The organism is Bacillus sp. mrc49 (assembly GCF_002803435.1).
The window spans coordinates 36,137-50,770 of record NZ_PHNG01000645.1; the positions used below are offsets into that span (position 1 = coordinate 36,137).

A 14,634-nucleotide genomic window follows, 5' to 3' on the forward strand; every position below is an offset into this window, starting at 1 on the left:
TTATTAAATGAATAACTTTTGTTACTTTGCTCTGCGAAACGCAGTGGGGTGGTGATTACAATCCAATTAAATAAGCGTCAGGAAACTATTTTGCAAATTGTTAAAGAAAATGGACCGATCACTGGAGAACATATTGCAGATAGATTGAATCTTACAAGAGCTACACTTCGTCCCGACCTAGCGATTTTAACGATGGCAGGTTTCCTCGATGCCAGGCCGCGTGTGGGGTATTTTTATACAGGCAGGTCGGGTACACAGCTTTTGACGGACAGCCTGAACCATCTATATGTACGAGATTACCAATCGATCCCCGTCGTTGTGGATGAGGGCATCTCCGTTTATGATGCAATCGTCATGATGTTTTTAGAAGATGTCGGGACCATGTTTGTCGTCGATAAACATGCATTGCTTGTCGGCGTCTTATCCAGAAAGGACTTGTTGCGTGCCAGTATTGGCAAACAGGAGCTTAACTCCATTCCAGTCAATATCATCATGACCAGGATGCCCAATATTACGATGTGCTCAAAAGAAGACCTTCTGATAGATGTTGCCAAAAAATTGATAGATAAACAAATCGATTCATTACCGGTCGTCAAGGACACAGATAAAGGCTATGAAGTAATTGGAAGAATTACAAAAACCAATATAACCAAAGCATTCGTAGCTTTGGCTGATGAAGGGTATTAGGGGGCTTGCAAAAGGGATGACGGAGAATATGAAGGGTTCTATTATATATGTTGTATCGGATTCTGTAGGGGAAACGGCTGAACTGGTTACCAAAGCAGCAGCCAGCCAGTTTGCTGGGTCGGCTTTTTCCATAAAGCGAATTCCGTATATTGAAGACGAACAGAACGTGGATGAAGTGATTTCACTGGCTAAGCTAGATGGGGCGATCATTGCTTATACCCTTGTGAAGCCGGCTATCAGGGCGTATATGAAGGCACAGGTCGAACGTGAAAACCTGTCTGCTTATGACATTTTAGGACCGCTCATGGACATCCTCCAGGAAAGGGCGCCAAAAGGACCGCTCAATGAACCTGGTCTTGTAAGGAAGCTGGATGATGATTATTTCAAGCGTGTTGAAGCGATTGAATTTGCCGTGAAGTATGATGATGGCCGTGATCCTCGAGGCATTTTACGCGCAGATATCGTTCTTGTCGGCGTCTCTCGTACATCAAAAACGCCGCTCTCACAATATTTAGCCCACAAACGCTATAAAGTGGCGAATGTGCCATTAGTTCCTGAGGTGGAGCCGCCAGAAGAATTGTTCCTGGTCCCCCCGGAAAAATGCATTGGTTTAAAGATCAGTCCAGAAAAGCTGAACCATATCCGCAAAGAACGGTTGAAGTCACTCGGGCTGAATGATCATGCCATTTACGCCAATGTGGAGCGCATAAAAGAAGAGTTGACATACTTTGATAAAATCATCTCAAGGCTGAACTGTCCGATCATTGATGTAACCAATAAGGCAGTGGAAGAAACAGCCAATTTGATCATCAATATCCTGCAAAACAAAAATCGCTGATCATTACACTTTCATAAATCGGGAAAAACCAAAATGTGAGCTGGACACTTGTAGTGTCAGCTCACATTTTAATGCTAAGCCTCCTTTAGGCGATTGCGAACAAAATTAGAATAAAATTACATATTTCACTTCTTCAATTGCATGAAAATACAAACGTAATTTAAATGTTGGCATCTTCCAAACAAATAGACTATAATAAAAAATTGTGAGAAAAAAGTAATCTTAAGGTTTAGACTTAATTAATAAGGAATAAACTAAAGGTTAGTGAGATGTCAAGGTTTTTATCATAAAAATAATTCGACATGTTCCGTATAATTTTAAATGGGCCCGCTCTGCTTTTAGCGCAATGTGCGGCACATCCACTTAAATTAGCAGGTATTCCTTGAAGAATAATGTTGGCTGTTTTAGAGAAGGTACTCTGAACTAATGCCGAAACATTCACTATATCTTCATAAAGTTTAGGGGAGAAAAAGGATTATGCAGAAAGATGTAGAATTAAAAGGTATGAATGATAAACCTACGATACATGTCGATGCCGATGCATGCCCGGTGAAAGACGAGATCCTCCATTGTGCTCGTTTGCACGATATTGATGTCTGTTTTGTTGCATCATATAAGAATATGATGAATGACCCTGAAGGGAAATGGGTATATGTCGATGCAGACAAGGAAGCCGCGGATCTTTATATAGTAAACTCAGTAAAAAAGGGTGATATTGTCGTTACTGCAGATATTGGATTGGCTGGGACCCTGCTTCCTAAAGGTGTTTACGTTCTTTCTCCAAGGGGAAAGGAATACACGGACGAGAATATTTTCATGCTCCTGGATATGCGTTATCAGTCGGCTAAGCTGCGCAGGCAAGGTAAGCATACGAAAGGGCCGAAACCATTCACGAAGGAAGATCGACTTTGCTTTACAAATAAACTTTTGAAAACTTTGTCGAACTTTGCAGGGAATTAGGAATCCGTATCGAATTAGAAACTATCACCGATATGGCAAGGTGGAAAAATGATAAATGGCCGTATAGAAGATGAGAAAATTAACCAAATTCGCGAAGCTGTGGACATTGTTGATCTAATTGGGGAGTATGTCCAGCTGAAGAAGCAAGGGCGCAATTACTTTGGCCTTTGTCCTTTCCATGGTGAAAACTCGCCCTCGTTTTCCGTTTCACCGGATAAACAAATCTTTCACTGTTTCGGATGCGGGGCGGGCGGAAACATTTTCACCTTCTTGATGGACATAGAAGGCTATAATTTTGTGGAATCGGCAAAAGCTTTAGCCGAAAAAGGAAATGTACCTTTGGAAGTTGAAGTTAATAAGGATTCCAAGCGTTCCAACATGCCAGCCGGCTCGCAGCAAATGGTTGAAGCCCATGACTTGCTGCGGAAGTTCTATCATCATCTCCTCGTTAACACGAATGAGGGGCAGGAAGCCCTCGAATACTTGCTTAAGCGGGGTTTTACCGAAGAGACGATAGAAAAGTTCCAAATCGGCTACTCGCTGGATTCATGGGATTTCGTGTCCAAGTTTCTTTTGAAACGTGGATTTCCAGCGGAATATATGGAGCAGGCAGGGCTTATTATTTTCAGGGAAAAAGACGAGTCATATTTTGACCGTTTCAGAAATAGAGTCATGTTCCCAATTATGGATCATCAAGGAAATACGATTGCGTTTTCAGGGAGAGCGATGGGGGACGATGAGCCCAAATATTTGAATAGTCCCGAAACGCCAATCTTTAATAAAAGTAAAACTTTATATAATTTTCATCAAGCAAGACCACATATACGAAAGAAAGAACAAGTTGTTATCTTTGAGGGCTTCGCCGATTGCATTTCAGCTGTGCGTGCAGGGGTGGAGAATTCGGTCGCAACTATGGGTACTGCCCTGACGGAGCAGCATATCCAACTGCTTAAAAGGAATACCGATCAGATACTTATCTGCTACGATTCGGACTCTGCGGGTTTGAATGCTGCCAATCGTGCAGTCAATATGTTACAGGACCACGACTTTTCAGTGAAGGTCGCTCTCATGCCTGATAACTTGGACCCCGATGACTACATAAAGGAATTCGGTGAAAAAAGCTTTGTTTCTGAAGTAATAGGGGCCAGTTTAACCTACATGGCATTCAAAATGCATTATTTGCGTCGAGGGAAAAATGTAAATAATGAAGGAGATCGAATTCAATATATCGAAGAAGTCCTTAAGGAAATTTCACGATTGCCCAATGCAGTGGAGAGGGATCATTATCTCCGGCAAATATCCTCTGAATTTTCCCTTTCATTGGATGCGCTGGAGCAGCAGCAGCGACAAGTGTTCTTTACCGAACGGAAGAAGGGGACTTTGCCGCAGCCAGCAGCCCAAAAGAAAATGGCCCTGCAATATGAGCATAAGTTAAAGCCTGCACATCATAATGCTGAAACGAAGTTGATTGCCCATATGCTTAAAAGCAGGGATATGAGTTTCAAAATTCAGCAGTTGCTTGGCCAAACATCCTTTCATGTAGATGAACATCAGGCAATCATCACCTATTTATATGCGTTCTATGAAGATGGACACGAACCGGATACAAGCTTTTTCCTAACATATTTACCGGATCCAAACTTGAGAAGGATCGTTTCGGAAATAGAAATGATGTCAGTGAATGAGGAAGTTACCGATAAAGAGCTGACCGATTGTATAAATCAAGTGTTGAAATATGAAAAGTTGTTAAAGATAAAAGAAAAACAAGTTGAAGAAAAAGATGCAGTCAGACGAAGCGATTATGTCACCGCTGCACAAATAGCCATGGAAATCATTAAATTGCGTAAAATGTTGTAGTTGTTTAGGTGTAAGTCCTGGAAGGAGGGGAACTAATGGCTGAAAAACCAGCACGTTCCAAACAAGTTGATAATGAGTTTAGCCTTGAGCAGGTGAAAGAAAAATTATTAGAGCTAGGAAAAAAACGAGGCTCTTTGACTTTAGAAAAAATCGCTGAAATGATTGGCGGTTTTGAATTGGATTCCGATCAAATGGATGAGTTCTATGAGGTGTTGACTGAAAATGGCGTAGAAATCCTCACTGATGGCGAGGAAGACGATGATGAAGATGATCCGGATGAAAAGAAACTCGCAAAAGAAGAAGAGTTTGATCTGAATGATTTAAGTGTTCCTCCCGGCGTTAAGATTAATGACCCAGTCCGGATGTACTTAAAGGAAATTGGCCGGGTCGACCTATTATCGGCGGAGGAGGAAATCTCCTTGGCTACGCGAATTGAAGATGGGGATGAAGAAGCGAAACGCCGTTTGGCTGAAGCTAACCTACGTCTGGTTGTCTCCATTGCCAAACGCTATGTTGGACGCGGCATGCTTTTCCTTGATTTGATTCAGGAAGGGAATATGGGTCTGATCAAAGCGGTGGAAAAATTCGATTACCGCAAGGGATTCAAGTTCAGTACGTATGCAACATGGTGGATCCGCCAAGCCATTACCCGCGCCATTGCCGACCAAGCAAGAACGATCCGGATACCGGTGCATATGGTCGAAACCATCAATAAATTGATTCGTGTTCAAAGGCAGCTTCTTCAGGATTTAGGGCGTGAGCCTTCACCGGAGGAAATTGCGGAGGATATGGACTTGACGCCTGAAAAGGTTCGCGAAATCTTGAAAATAGCTCAGGAGCCCGTTTCCTTGGAAACGCCGATAGGTGAAGAAGATGATTCGCATCTAGGTGACTTCATTGAGGATCAGGATGCGACTTCGCCATCGGAGCATGCAGCATATGAACTATTGAAAGAACAGCTTGAGGACGTATTGGACACACTGACCGATCGTGAAGAAAACGTCTTGAGACTGCGCTTTGGACTTGATGATGGCCGTACACGGACGCTTGAAGAGGTAGGTAAGGTGTTTGGAGTTACCCGCGAGCGTATCCGCCAAATCGAAGCGAAAGCGTTACGTAAGCTAAGGCACCCAAGCCGCAGCAAACGTCTGAAAGATTTCTTGGAATAATATAGATATGCCCTTCACAGAGCCCTCTTTGAATGCCCAGCGTTCGGGAGCGGCTTTTTTTTTGCCAATTCGCGATGAATGTAAATGCACACGGATTGCCTGTAAGCCGCGGCTAAAGGCCGTTTAATAAGAACTGATGGTTATGAGGATGTGAAATTCATGGATGAGATGAGAAAGAAAATCATCATTCAAGAAATAAATGCCTGGAAGGAAAGTCGCATGCTTCCGGAGCAATACTGTAATTACCTGCTTACGTTATATTCTGAAGGCGAAAGGCTCCCAGCCAATTCGTATGAAAACCGGAAGGGAAAAAAAGATCTCTCTTCCATGCTGTGGATGGGAGCGCTTTTTGCATTTATTGTATTTTTGAATTATTTTACTGAAATACCCATAAGAATGCAAATGCTTCTGACAACTATTTCAATCATTGTCTTTGGGCTGATGGTCCGCCGCTTCATTGGCAGGAGGCTCGTATTTCAGCTGGCATTGATGGGAATGGCTCTATCCTTGCTTTTATTGTCGGTCGGCCTGGCGGATTTCATTGCACCTGGAAAAGTGGGGATTCTAAGCTTGTTCTTGTTTTTGAATTGCGGATTCTGGATTGCACTCGGTGTTAAATTGAAACTGCTTCATTTCTCGATCGCAGGAGGCTTGGGCGCTGCCGTCACTGTTTATTTTTTGCTGTTGTAATTCAAACGGGTTTTGGCGGTTTTATATGGTGAATTCAGGGTATTATGAAATATATGTAAGTTAAAGAGAAATGTTTGGAAATATACATAAATTTTTGACAATTTTAAGAAATTATATAATATCTTCTATTTTTGGGGTTTTACTTGAAACCCTTTTCAAGTAAAATAATATATAGTTGTTTGTATATAATATTAAATATGGTAAGTTTAGGTTCTACATAGGGGAGGAAAGACAATGAATCGCAATCCAGTAATGCCTTTTATTATTATCATGGTTTTTGGTATTGGACTTATGTTTTTACTTTCGTTTAAAGGTTTGGGTGATGCCAAAGATCTTGCCAAGGAAAAAGAGGGCGGCGCAAAGACTGAAGAATCTGACAGTGCCTCTGCTTCACCCGAGGACATCTATAAGAAAAACTGTATCTCCTGTCACGGTAATGCCTATCAGGGCGGTGTCGGACCAGCTCTTAAAGGCGTGGGTGACCGCCTTTCGGTAGACCAGGTGAAAGAAGTCATCACCAATGGGCGTGGCGCCATGCCAGCAGGCTTGGTCGAAGAACAGAACATTGACGCCATGGCCAAATATATTCATGGATTGAAATAATGTACGGAAACTGACTCAAAAAAATCGTTGGAAGGCGAGGCTTTGGGTCGGTTTTTTTGTATTTATGAAAAGGGAGCCAGTACAAGAAGGTTTCCTTCTATCCAGTGATGGGAAGCTTCTTTTCTCTTTCTGTAATTTTTTCATGGAACTTGTTATAATCGAATGGGAAACTAATTATTTGTAAGACATTACTAGAATTAAGAGAGTTGATGAATATGAATCATGAAAGACTATCAATGAGACTGGAACGAGTTGCCATACATATCCCTAAAGGAAGCATCCTGGCCGATATAGGCTCCGATCATGCTTACTTGCCTTGCTATGCAGTGAGTAACGGGCTGTGCGACCGTGCCATTGCCGGCGAGGTTGTGGAAGGGCCCTATCAGTCAGCCCGCAAGCAAGTGGCCATGACGGGGCTTGAGGATAAGATAGAGGTGCGTAAAGGAGACGGACTGGAAGTATTGAATCCCGATGAAGCGACATGCATTACGATTTGCGGCATGGGAGGGACTTTAATATCCAGCATATTGGAAAGCGGGAAAGAAAAACTTGGCATCGCAAAAAGGCTGATTCTTCAGCCGAATGTCGGTGCAGCGAATGTGCGCAGCTGGCTGATCGATAACGGCTGGGAGCTAAGTGGCGAAGAAATACTAGAAGAAGATGGGAAGATTTATGAAATCTTGATTGCCGAAAAAGGGGACCCGCTTCGGCCATATCGTGTAAACAAGCAAAATGGTCTCATGTTCGGTCCATATTTAACAGAAGAATTCAGTGCCACCTTCATCAAGAAATGGCAGTTTGAAAAAAAACATCTGGAAAGAATCATCGAACAGCTGGATGAAAGCGGACGCAGCGGACTGGAAACGAAGCGAAGTGAACTAAAATCGCAAATATCGATAATTGAGGAGGTGCTTGAACGGTGAAGACGGTAAATGGTAACCAAATCATAGAGTTGTTTGAACAATTCTCACCAAAGCAATATGCAATGGAGGGAGACCCGATCGGGCTTCATGTCGGGCAGCTCAACAAGACCGTTACGAAGGTCATGATTGCCCTTGATGTGCTTGAAGAGGTCGTGGATGAAGCGATCGAACAAGGGGTCGAACTAATCATTGCCCACCATCCGCTTATTTATAGACCATTAAAACGAATCGATACGATGGCTGCCGGAGGGCGGATCATCGAAAAACTGATCAAACATGATATCGCCGTTTATGCGGCCCATACCAATTTGGATGTTGCCAAGGGCGGCGTGAATGATTTACTTGCCGAGGCGCTTCAATTACGGGAGACACAAGTGCTGGTGCCCACTCATGAGACGCGACTGAAGAAGCTTGCCGTTTATGTTCCAAAGGCCGCTGAAGAAAAACTGAGGGACGCGCTAGGCAAGGCAGGTGCAGGAGCGATCGGAAATTACAGCCATTGTTCGTTTTCCTCGGAAGGGACAGGACGCTTCCTGCCAGGTGAAGGCAGTGAACCGGTAATTGGGTCTCAAGGAAGGCTCGAAGCGGTCGCTGAAATCCGGATTGAAACAGTATTCCCGGAGAATATCGAAAAGAAAGTGCTGGCAGCCATGTTGAAGGCCCATCCATATGAGGAAGTCGCTTACGATATATACCAACTTGAGAATCAGGGGGAGTCGCTTGGATTAGGGAAGATCGGTGTTCTCGCTGAAGAAATGACACTAGAACAGTTTGCCGACCATGTGAAAGTGACACTTGATGTTGATAGGGTTCGGGTCGTCGGTGATTGGCAAAGTCGGATTAAAAAGGTCGCTGTGCTTGGCGGAGACGGCAATAAATATATTACGGCTGCCAAATTCAAGGGCGCGGATGTGTATGTTACAGGCGATATGTATTACCACACGGCCCATGACGCGATGATGCTCGGTTTGAATATTGTCGATCCAGGCCACAATGTCGAAAAAGTGATGAAAAAAGGCGTTGCCCGGATGCTGGGGGAAATGTGCCGCGATCGGAACTTCGATGTCGAATTCATTCCATCGCAGGTGAATACAGATCCATTCCGTTTCATCTGAAACAAATGAAACAAAAAAAAGGGCAGCCGTTGTGGCTGCCTTTTTTGTTTATTTCTTCACTTTAATCTTAGGTAGGATCTTATGCAACGGCGTTTTCTTTTCGGTATTCCAAGTCGATTCATCATTAGGTTCATATTGCTCCAAAAATGAGATGACTTCTTTTGTGATCGGGGTCGGTGTGGAGGCCCCGGAAGTGACAGCGACCGTTTGGGCATCTTTCAGCCATTCAAGCTTCAGTTCTGAAATATCGGCGATTCTATAGGCAGTCGTACTGGCAATTTCCTGGGATACCTGTGCAAGTCGGTTCGAGTTATTGCTCTTGGGATCACCGACGACGATTAAAACATCAGCTTTGCCAGCTTGCTGGGCAACGGCTTCTTGACGTACCTGTGTCGCTAAACAAATTTCCTTATGAACCTCGGCATGCGGGAATTTTTCCTTCACTTTATCCATGATATCCAATACATCCCATTGGCTCATCGTTGTTTGATTGGTCACGATGATCTTATCACTATTCAGTGTCAAAGCTTCAACATCTTCATCTTTTTGAACCAGGTGAACGACATCGGGAGCAACTCCGACTGCACCCTCAGGCTCAGGATGGCCCTTCTTGCCGATATAGATGATTTGATAGCCTTCCGCTTCTTTCTCGCGGATCAAGTCATGAGTTGCGGTAACATCCGGACATGTTGCATCAAGCGTCACCAGCCCTTTTTCTTTAGCGATCTTCCTGATTTCAGGGGAAACGCCGTGTGCAGTAAAGATGACGGTTCCGCTGTCCACTTGTTCGATGATATCGTTGCGGTTGCTTCCGTCCAATGTGATGATGCCTTCTTCTTCAAATGCATCCGTAACATGTTTGTTATGCACAATCATGCCCAAAATGTAGATTGGACGTGGCAATGTTTTATCTAAAGCCGCATTACGGGCGATGACCATGGCATCGACAACACCATAACAATAGCCGCGCGGGGAAATTTTAATCACTTTCATCTATGTGTCCTCCTTCAAAGGCAAGAAACTCTCACTTTTTATACCTTTCTATTATATAAGACCATAGATGATATTACAAAACATCCTATTTGCATAAAATCAGGTATTGGTAAAATTTTATGGGAATTCATATATAAAGCTTGGGTCCGGACGTTCTTTCCCTTTGGCCGTCAGGACGAACCCGTGCGGTGGGTCCAGCCCCCAGCGGTTTCTCCTTTTTACTCGGCTCCGGGGTTTCCTCAAGGTTTGTTTGTGTCACGGACTCAGGCTCGCCAGCCACCGATGTTTCCTGATTCTCGGTATCGCCAGCTGATGATATGCTCCGGAATACTTTCCACATGGAAGGAAGGTTTTTAATCACGGGTCCGTATTGTTGCACCATGGGGGTGAACTGTTCGGCAGCCTGGAGCACCTTTTGCGTGTTGGCTAGCATATTGTTCAAGGAATCCGGGTTTTTTAATGTTTCTAGAATTCCTCCTCCGCTGCTTCTGGATGAACTTTGGTTACTGGAAGCGGCAGGTGCGAATAAGTTTGGAGGAGCACCCTTTTGTTTGGACTTGCCAAGTATTTTCGACAGCAGGCCTTCCTTCTTTGCCTGCGGCATATCCTGGCGCTGCTGTTGGCCGAATGGTGCCCGGAACCCTTGTGGGCCTTGCTGGGCCTGAGGTCCATTCGGGGCAATTGGCCGCCGCATCGGCTGGAAAGCCTGAGGCATAGGAGTCGGCTGCCTGAATGGGACAGGCGGCTGCTGCATCCTCCGCCCACGGGGTGGCCCGAAACCGGGTCCGGGTTGACGATTTCTATCTGGGAACATAAGTTTCACCTCCTCTGAATTTCTTTGCTGATGTTTTCTTCTCTATAAAATATGCAACTCGGCAAAAAAGGTTTGAGGAAAGAGTGACTGGGCTGTTGTGAAGTGGCCGGAAAGAAGGTAAGATGGTAACGGTAGTCTTTTAGCTCCATGTCTGCGGGGGATACGCTATGACCAGGACAGGGGCTTTTCGTTTGCAAGAGTCCATTTTAAGAGAACTAGCCCCAGCGCTTGCGCTTTTTGTGCAATTCACCCAAGGTGCTTGCGCTTTTTGTGAAATCCAGCTCCAGCACTTAAGTTCGCTGAGAAAAAGATGATCGCCCTCATAAGGCAAAAAGCGCCTTCTGGGTCCATCCCTATTTTCATACGCGAGTGACCAAGGTGCTTGCGCTTTTTGTGTGAAATTTATTATAATAACAGGACATGTCTAATGACTGACAAGGATAAAGGAGTTTTTTGATGAAACAAAACCAATTTGAACGATTTAATTTGAAAAGCTACATTCTAGATGCGGTTCGTACTTTAGGGTTCGATAAGCCGACGGAGATTCAGGAACGTGTGCTTCCGTCGCTTATAAAGGGAAGTAGCTTAATTGGACAGTCTCAGACAGGTACAGGAAAGACACATTCCTATTTGCTGCCGATTATGAATAGGCTTGATGCAAGCAAAAATGAAGTTCAAGCGATTATTTCCGCACCAACCCGTGAGTTAGCGAACCAAATCTACAAAGAAGCTTTGAAAATTGCTGACCATTTCCCTGAGGATGAGCAGATTTCCGTTCGTTGTTTTATCGGTGGCACGGATAAACAGCGGATGATTGATAAGTTGAAGACACAGCCACAGCTAGTGATCGGAACGCCAGGCCGGATCAAGGATCTTGTCGAGGCCCAGGCGCTTCAGGTTTACACGGCGAAAATGCTTGTAGTCGATGAAGCGGACCTAATGCTGGACATGGGATTCATTGAAGATGTCGATTTATTCGCGTCGCGTATGGCTGAAAAAATCCAGATGCTTGTCTTCTCGGCTACCATTCCTGAAAAATTAAAGCCGTTTTTGAATAAATATATGGAAAATCCGAAGTATGTTCAAGTCAATCCGAAGCAGGCGACTGCCGCGAAGATTGAGCATGTTTTGGTACCGCTTCGCCACCGTAACAGAGAGCAGCTTCTTCATGATATCATCGTCCGTTATAATCCATATTTGGCGATCGTATTCACGAACACCAAGAAAATGGCCGATCATGTGGCTAATTCCTTGATTGAAAAAGGGCTGAATGTCGGGCGTATTCATGGGGATTTAACCCCTCGTGAGCGTAAAAAAATGATGAAGCAAATCAATGATCTGGAGTACCAGTTCATCGTTGCGACAGATTTGGCTTCCCGTGGAATTGATATTGAAGGCGTCAGTCATATCATTAACTATGAATTGCCTTCAGATCTTGATTTTTACATCCATAGGACGGGAAGGACGGCTCGTGCTGGATATTCAGGCATTGCCACTACCATTTATGATACATCAGATGAAGACTCATTGAATCGTTTGGAAAAAATGGGCATTGAATTTCGTGATGCCGATATCCAGAACGGTGAGTGGGTTGATATAGAGGAACGTAATAAAAGGAAAAACCGTAAGAAACAGAAATCTGATATCGATGTTAAAGCGAGCAGGCATGTGAAGAAGCCTACGAAGGTCAAGCCAGGTTACAAGAAGAAAATCCAACGTGATGTGGAAAACTTCAAAAAACGCGAACGTCGTATACAGAGAAAGAAATAGGGGAGTAATCAGATGCTGAAGATTGGATCACATGTTTCAATGAGCGGGAAAAACATGCTGCTTGCTGCAAGTCAAGAAGCGGTTTCATATGGCTCCAATACATTCATGATCTATACCGGAGCCCCGCAAAATACAAGACGTAAAAAAATCGAGGATTTAAATATCGAAGCTGGAAGATTGCATATGGAGGAAAATGGCATAACCGACATCGTCGTCCATGCTCCCTATATCATTAACATCGGAAATACGACCAATCCAGCCACATACGAACTGGGTGTCAGCTTCCTGCGAAGCGAAATCGATCGGACAGAAGCGATTGGTGCAAGGCAAATCGTCCTTCATCCCGGTGCGCACGTTGGGGCAGGCAGTGAACTGGGGATCAAAAGGATCATTGAAGGTTTGAATGAAGTGCTGTCAGCCGATGACAAAGTTCAGATCGCCCTGGAAACGATGGCTGGCAAAGGTACGGAATGCGGCAGGTCTTTCGAGGAGCTGGCGATGATCATCGATGGTGTTACCCATAATGAAAAATTATCGGTTTGTTTCGATACTTGCCATACTCATGATGCCGGGTATAATATCATTGAAGATTTCGATGGTGTCCTGAATGAATTCGATAAATTGGTCGGAATCGACCGCATCAAGGTGCTGCACATCAATGACAGCAAAAATGAACGCGGCATGCGCAAGGATCGCCATGAAAACATTGGATTCGGCCATATCGGGTTCAAAGCGTTGAATGATATTGTCCATCATCCACAGTTAAGCGCCGTTCCGAAAATACTGGAAACCCCTTATGTAGGGGAAGATAAAAAAGACAAAAAGGCTCCTTATAAATTTGAGATCGATATGTTTAAGGGCAGTCAATTTGACGAAGACTTGCTGGAAAAGATTAAAGGCCAATAATATTCCAACTAGTAAAGGGACGGTTCATCATTGAAGATGAATCGTCCTTTCATTATGGAAATGCTTGTTAAAAGTTGGAGGTGAGCGTGTTGAAGAGGGATTCTATTTCCCTGGCTGTGCTTGCCCCGGCTACTTTGTTGATTTGTCCCAATACGTTTTGCCTTTGGCGTATATCAAAAATATTGATATTTTTACCTGCTAGAAGTGCAGTGATATCCTGTGCTTGTTTTTGTGTAAGTGCAACCTTATGCTGCTTGGCAAGGGAAAGCAGTTCATCGGGGCGAATATTATTGATTTTATGATTGACCATCATTTCAAATAATTTCAAACGATCTCCTCCTTTTTTAAAACATATGAAGGAGGAAGGCGTATGTGAACATGAAACTTCGTTTGATTCACGGGAATTTGCCGGGGCTGTTCATTTTTGGTGATTCAGGGTGGAGAGGCATATATCCTGAGGCCCTGTTTCTTTACATCTGCCCTTCTTTGTTTTATACTAACGATTGTTAATCGTAATGATTCTTAAAAAATAGGTGATCTCTTTGGATAATGTAGTAAACCCGATAGTTAAAATAGAAGATGTATCTTACAAATATACAAAAGATCTGGTGCTTGAACATGTTTCGCTTGAAATTCCCAAGGGGGCATTCCTGGCAATCGTCGGGCCGAATGGCTCCGGAAAGTCGACATTATTGAAGCTGCTGCTTGGACTGTTCAAACTCCAAAAAGGTAAAATTGAAATATTCGGGGAAGACATACGACGCTTTAAAGCTTGGCAAAAGGTTGGGTTCGTTTCCCAAAAGGCGAACTCCTTCAACTCTGGATTCCCTGCGACCGTATTTGAAGTGGTGCAAAGCGGCTTGACCAAGAAAATCGGATTATTCAAGTTTGCAAGCAAAGAGGATAAAAGAAGGGTAAAGAAGGCTCTGGAATCCGTGGACATGCTCGGATATCAGAACCGCAATATCGGAGAATTGTCCGGAGGGCAGCAACAGAGGGTATTCATTGCCCGTTCATTGGTCAGTGAGCCGGAATTGATGATCTTGGATGAGCCTACGGTCGGAGTCGATTCAAAGAATGTCCATCAATTTTATGAAATGCTGGAGATGCTGAACAAAAAGTTGGGGATAACCTTGATTTTGGTAACCCATGATGTCGGCACCGTGACCGATAAAGTCACACATGTTGCCTGCTTGAATAAAAAGCTTCATTTTCACGGAGATGCCGGTGAATATAATGAGCTGGATGAAAGCGAGCTTTCATCCATTTATGGGCATGGCGTCCAATTGTTAAATCATAATCATTAATA

The 14,634-nt window shown here is 43.9% G+C and carries 15 protein-coding genes; 12 read left to right on the top strand and 3 right to left on the bottom strand.

Going from position 1 to position 14,634, the window contains the following annotated elements; translation table 11 throughout:
• Positions 1–51 precede the first annotated feature (51 nt).
• From CVN76_RS07995 to CVN76_RS08035, 9 genes are all read left to right on the top strand, one after another.
• Positions 52–687 carry a helix-turn-helix transcriptional regulator gene (locus CVN76_RS07995; RefSeq protein ID WP_185113014.1) on the top strand — a complete coding sequence of 212 codons (636 nt, stop codon included), beginning with the start codon at positions 52–54 and terminating at the stop codon, positions 685–687.
• Between the two features lie 28 nt (positions 688–715).
• On the top strand, positions 716–1,525 hold the full coding sequence (locus CVN76_RS08000) for a pyruvate, water dikinase regulatory protein (RefSeq protein WP_061141028.1): 810 nt from the start codon (positions 716–718) through the stop codon (positions 1,523–1,525).
• Positions 1,526–2,029: 504 nt separating this feature from the next.
• A complete protein-coding gene (locus CVN76_RS08005; RefSeq protein ID WP_100530867.1) occupies positions 2,030–2,485 on the top strand; it encodes a YaiI/YqxD family protein in 456 nt (151 codons plus the stop codon).
• 51 nt (positions 2,486–2,536) lie between these two features.
• Complete coding sequence (gene dnaG / locus CVN76_RS08010; protein ID WP_100530868.1) at positions 2,537–4,342, top strand: DNA primase; 1,806 nt, start codon at positions 2,537–2,539, stop codon at positions 4,340–4,342.
• Positions 4,343–4,377: 35 nt separating this feature from the next.
• The gene (rpoD, locus tag CVN76_RS08015; protein WP_061140672.1) at positions 4,378–5,511 is read left to right on the top strand and encodes an RNA polymerase sigma factor RpoD; all 1,134 of its coding nucleotides are present in this window, start codon (positions 4,378–4,380) and stop codon (positions 5,509–5,511) included.
• A 159-nt stretch (positions 5,512–5,670) separates the two neighbouring features.
• Positions 5,671–6,201, top strand: a complete 531-nt coding sequence (locus tag CVN76_RS08020; RefSeq protein ID WP_100530839.1) for a hypothetical protein — start codon at positions 5,671–5,673, stop codon at positions 6,199–6,201.
• Between the two features lie 234 nt (positions 6,202–6,435).
• A complete protein-coding gene (gene cccA / locus CVN76_RS08025; protein ID WP_061140670.1) occupies positions 6,436–6,804 on the top strand; it encodes a cytochrome c550 in 369 nt (122 codons plus the stop codon).
• A gap of 215 nt (positions 6,805–7,019) precedes the next feature.
• Positions 7,020–7,727, top strand: coding sequence for a tRNA (adenine(22)-N(1))-methyltransferase (locus tag CVN76_RS08030; protein WP_100530840.1), 708 nt, complete (start codon positions 7,020–7,022; stop codon positions 7,725–7,727).
• A complete protein-coding gene (locus tag CVN76_RS08035) occupies positions 7,724–8,842 on the top strand; it encodes a Nif3-like dinuclear metal center hexameric protein (protein WP_100530841.1) in 1,119 nt (372 codons plus the stop codon). Before CVN76_RS08030 ends, CVN76_RS08035 begins: the two co-directional genes overlap by 4 nt.
• 48 nt (positions 8,843–8,890) lie before the next feature.
• On the opposite strand, the gene CVN76_RS08040 is transcribed toward CVN76_RS08035, so the two are convergent.
• Both CVN76_RS08040 and vrrA read right to left on the bottom strand, forming a co-directional pair.
• Positions 8,891–9,835 carry a 4-hydroxy-3-methylbut-2-enyl diphosphate reductase gene (locus tag CVN76_RS08040; RefSeq protein WP_100530842.1) on the bottom strand — a complete coding sequence of 315 codons (945 nt, stop codon included), beginning with the start codon at positions 9,833–9,835 and terminating at the stop codon, positions 8,891–8,893.
• Positions 9,836–9,962: 127 nt separating this feature from the next.
• Entirely contained in the window at positions 9,963–10,649 is a 687-nt protein-coding gene (vrrA, locus tag CVN76_RS08045) for a VrrA/YqfQ family protein (protein WP_100530843.1), read from the bottom strand.
• Between the two features lie 456 nt (positions 10,650–11,105).
• On the opposite strand from vrrA, the gene CVN76_RS08050 reads away from it, so the two are divergent.
• Together CVN76_RS08050 and CVN76_RS08055 are read left to right on the top strand one after the other, a co-directional pair.
• Positions 11,106–12,419, top strand: coding sequence for a DEAD/DEAH box helicase (locus CVN76_RS08050; RefSeq protein ID WP_100530844.1), 1,314 nt, complete (start codon positions 11,106–11,108; stop codon positions 12,417–12,419).
• 12 nt (positions 12,420–12,431) lie between these two features.
• Positions 12,432–13,325 (top strand): deoxyribonuclease IV, encoded by an 894-nt coding sequence (locus CVN76_RS08055; protein ID WP_061140664.1) that lies wholly within the window; start codon positions 12,432–12,434, stop codon positions 13,323–13,325.
• Between the two features lie 67 nt (positions 13,326–13,392).
• Here CVN76_RS08055 and CVN76_RS08060 read toward each other — a convergent pair whose 3' ends face one another.
• The gene (locus CVN76_RS08060) at positions 13,393–13,653 is read right to left on the bottom strand and encodes a DUF2624 family protein (protein ID WP_061140663.1); all 261 of its coding nucleotides are present in this window, start codon (positions 13,651–13,653) and stop codon (positions 13,393–13,395) included.
• 214 nt (positions 13,654–13,867) lie between these two features.
• Between CVN76_RS08060 and CVN76_RS08065 the strand changes: the two genes are divergently transcribed.
• The gene (locus tag CVN76_RS08065; RefSeq protein ID WP_100530845.1) at positions 13,868–14,632 is read left to right on the top strand and encodes a metal ABC transporter ATP-binding protein; all 765 of its coding nucleotides are present in this window, start codon (positions 13,868–13,870) and stop codon (positions 14,630–14,632) included.
• The last annotated feature ends 2 nt before the right edge of the window (positions 14,633–14,634 follow it).